Origin of the sequence: Carboxylicivirga taeanensis, from assembly GCF_051851475.1 — a bacterium.
GTDB classification, from domain to species: domain Bacteria; phylum Bacteroidota; class Bacteroidia; order Bacteroidales; family Marinilabiliaceae; genus Carboxylicivirga; species Carboxylicivirga taeanensis.
In genome coordinates, this window is sequence record NZ_JBPUSJ010000043.1 from 1 (window position 1) to 3335 (window position 3335).

Genomic DNA, 3335 nt, shown 5'->3' on the forward strand with positions numbered 1-3335 from the left:
ATGAAAAGTTAAAAACAAATACAAAGCTTTGGCTCCGCTCATTTAGGAAAGTTAGTTTGGTTTAATCGCCTTACAACACCATGCGGCAGGCCGTTGTGCCCCATTCCCCACATCTCGCAAGAGTCTAAAGCTCAACATTCAAGTATATAGGAAATTATCAAAGATGAAATTTGACACTAGCTACAATAGGACAACTAATTTTATATGAGCAAACAACAAAAAATATATTTGACGACTTCCATATGTGTTGTGTTAACCGGACTAATGTTATCTATATTTTACAGACCTTATGTGTATACAAACCAAATAAATGACTTTGGATTTGCAGACACTATCGGAAGCTTAGTATCGGTAATTGGATTTTGTTTCTTTGCTTGGAGTTTTAAAAATTATACCGACGCTCAAAAGAATAAGCAAATATTCATTGCGACAGTAATTTATGGATTTGTTTGGGAATCATTTGGACTAATTGGAATTCATGGAACATTTGATTGGAAAGACATTGTTGGTGCTATTGTAAGTGGCATTTTAACGTTTCTAATCAAAGAATTAATAAAAAGACTAATTGATAAACAGAACTTAGTAGTAAAAAGAAATTATAAATAACGGGGCACAACACGCCGCTATAGCGCATAGCAGGGGTCGGCTCACTTTGGGTGGGCAGATTCCCGCCTCGATAGTCTTGTCCTCTCGGACGGACAATCTCAACGCAGAATCTGCTACAGCGCCATGCGGCCAACCGTTGTGGGTAATGCGAATACAAAACTAACCAATTATAAAAATGAAGAATAAATTATTTCAATCGGTCTTTACTTTATCAATAGCAATACTTTTTTCATTTCAATCATGTGGACAACAGAAAACTTCAAATAAACAAAAGGTTTGGGTTTATGATTATGAGAATGTATTAACAGCTGAACAGGAACAGCAATTAAATTTATTGATTCAGAAATTTGAACAAGAAACTACAAATGAAATAGCAATTGTTACCGTTGAAAACATTGGGCGTTTTGATAAAATGGTAGAATATGCTGTTGACTTTGGGAACCAACATGGAATCGGCAAAAAAGATAAAGACAATGGACTTATTATCTTATTTAGTAAGAATATGAGAGGAACATTTCTTGCAACCGGTTATGGAACTGAGAAAATTCTGAAGGATGAAATTTGTAGTGCTATTATTGAATCTTCAATGGTTCCATATTTTAAGAATCAAGAATACTATGAGGGAATAAAGGCAGGACTTGAAGAATGCATAAAAAAGTGGCAATAAAAAGCACATACCCACAACACGCTGCTATAGCGCATTTCGGGATTCACAGTGTTTTGGTAAGTCTGTGGCTTCGGCAACCAGCGCCAAATCGTCGATTTGGCTTTAAAATGAAAAGGTAAAAACAAATACAACGCTTTGGCTCAGCTCAACTTGGAAAGAATGTAAGGTTAAACTCCCTCACGACGCCATGCAGCCAACCGTTGTACCGCATAAAAAAAACAAGAACATGAGAGTTTTCTCGTTACTCATTTTAATTTCACTTAGTTTGACTTCCAATGGACAAACAACCCTATCATATGAAAAGATTATAGAGGGATTAATGAATTCTGAGGAATCTACTATGATTTCATTTTATTCTTATCAGCTGGAACAAGAATCAGAACTATACTTTATTGACTTAATTAACAATGAGGTATTAACTGAACCTCCTTTATTTGATTCCAAGACAAAAAAACAATTGACGGCAGATATTGAGACTAATTCATTAGAACGGAAACTAATTATTAACTATTTACGGACAAATAATTTATTGGACTCATTATACGTAAGAGTTAACCAATCATATATAAATATCGAGACTCCAAAAGACAACTTTGAATTAAGTGAACCTCTGGTTATTATAGAAATAATGCATGGATTAGATAATACTATGATGCAAACATTCGTAAAGATTGAAGATGAAAATCAATGTGAAAGAATCCTATTAGATATTAGTGAGATTTTAAAAAGAGATAACTCCTCATATTTTAAGCAATACCGAGAAGGTTTAAGGAGACTTAAGAAAAAATAAATAACGCGGTACAACACGCTGCCATAGCGCATTCGGGGCAAGTCACATTTTTGAAGTTCTGTAGCTTCGGCGAACAGCGCCAAATCGCCGATTTGGCTTGAAAAAGAAAAGTTAAAACAAATACAACGCTTTGGCTCAGCTCAATTTGGAAAGATTGTAAGGATAAAATCCCTCACGACGCCATGCAGCGAGGCCGTTAGGTGCAATACAAACAGACGAAACACCTCTGCAAATCTGATTTGAAAATACTATGACAGAGAAAGAACTTAAGAATGGACACATTGTAAGACAAGTTAAAAAGCTGAAAAACAAGGAACATCAGCTTGCGATACTTGCACCTATTTTAATGGATGAGAATTTATGGGATTTAATGCCACACGTCGAATATTGGATAAAAATTAAAAATACGAAAGAAAAATATCGTATAGATTTATATTATCCTCAAATAGGATTGGCTATTGAAGTAAATGAAAAATACCATAAATCTGACCAACAAGCCAAGGACGATAAAAAAAGAGAAATAAATATTAAAAATGAATTACAATGCGACTTCTATCATGTAGACATATATGAAGATGGATTTATTCATATTGACGCTATAAATAAATTAAAAAAGGAATTGCGGAGTAGAGTGGATGCTACAAGTGATTTTCAAGATTGGACTGAAAAATCATTTAAAGTTGAAGATGCATTAAAAGACCATCCAGAATTAATTTTTGTAAATAAAGGTAAGTGTAAAAATTCGTTTCCTTCGTTTCAATTGAAAAAGGAATTTAGGGATAAAGAAAATCTTAAAATTGCAATTTTAATTGATTCCTTAAACCAGTTTGAGAATAAAAATTTGAAAGCTATAGATTGCGTATATGATGTGACATACTTAAATGGGAATGATTTAAAAAGTGGTTTTGTTGAGTGGTCAGGTACAACGACTTCACATTCAATTCAGTTAAGTGGTGAGACAATTTTAAATTTGACCAATAATAGTTATCACAATTATGTCGATAGAAATCAAAGAAGAAAAAATAAACGTAAGAAAAAAAGGAAGTAAAGCACCTAACAAGCCATCATAAAGTAGCCCTGGCTTTTGCGGGATTTGGAAGTTCAGCTCCCGCGCGAGCTGAGGCATAAACGAGTAAGCGAATATACCACACGCAAATCGGGCCACTTCATATGGCCGAACCGTTAGGCACAACCCAATATTTTTAAGCCCGATTCGAGGAATTTTTGGGATTCTTATGACTTTCGAGGAATTTGCTGCTCACCCACGGGCCA

The 3335-nt window shown here is 34.5% G+C and carries 4 protein-coding genes; all 4 read left to right on the forward strand.

Annotated features, from left to right (window positions below; genetic code table 11):
- Positions 1 to 204 precede the first annotated feature (204 nt).
- The 4 genes from ACSX1H_RS18935 to ACSX1H_RS18950 all read left to right on the forward strand — a co-directional run bounded on the left by ACSX1H_RS18935 (position 205) and on the right by ACSX1H_RS18950 (position 3111).
- Positions 205 to 606 carry a hypothetical protein gene (locus ACSX1H_RS18935; RefSeq protein ID WP_439185824.1) on the forward strand — a complete coding sequence of 134 codons (402 nt, stop codon included), beginning with the start codon at positions 205 to 207 and terminating at the stop codon, positions 604 to 606.
- Positions 607 to 781: 175 nt separating this feature from the next.
- Positions 782 to 1273, forward strand: a complete 492-nt coding sequence (locus ACSX1H_RS18940) for a TPM domain-containing protein (RefSeq protein WP_439185825.1) — start codon at positions 782 to 784, stop codon at positions 1271 to 1273.
- A gap of 187 nt (positions 1274 to 1460) precedes the next feature.
- Complete coding sequence (locus ACSX1H_RS18945; protein ID WP_439185826.1) at positions 1461 to 2063, forward strand: hypothetical protein; 603 nt, start codon at positions 1461 to 1463, stop codon at positions 2061 to 2063.
- Positions 2064 to 2313: 250 nt separating this feature from the next.
- Positions 2314 to 3111, forward strand: coding sequence for an AbaSI family restriction endonuclease (locus ACSX1H_RS18950; RefSeq protein ID WP_439185827.1), 798 nt, complete (start codon positions 2314 to 2316; stop codon positions 3109 to 3111).
- Positions 3112 to 3335 lie beyond the last annotated feature (224 nt).

Bases quoted from the DNA above. Each gene is read 5' to 3' on its own strand.
- ACSX1H_RS18950 (WP_439185827.1), top strand. From the start codon at position 2,314: ATGACAGAGAAAGAACTTAAGAATGGACACATTGTAAGACAAGTTAAA.
- ACSX1H_RS18940 (WP_439185825.1), top strand. From the start codon at position 782: ATGAAGAATAAATTATTTCAATCGGTCTTTACTTTATCAATAGCAATA.
- ACSX1H_RS18935 (WP_439185824.1), top strand. From the start codon at position 205: ATGAGCAAACAACAAAAAATATATTTGACGACTTCCATATGTGTTGTG.
- ACSX1H_RS18945 (WP_439185826.1), top strand. From the start codon at position 1,461: ATGCAGCCAACCGTTGTACCGCATAAAAAAAACAAGAACATGAGAGTT.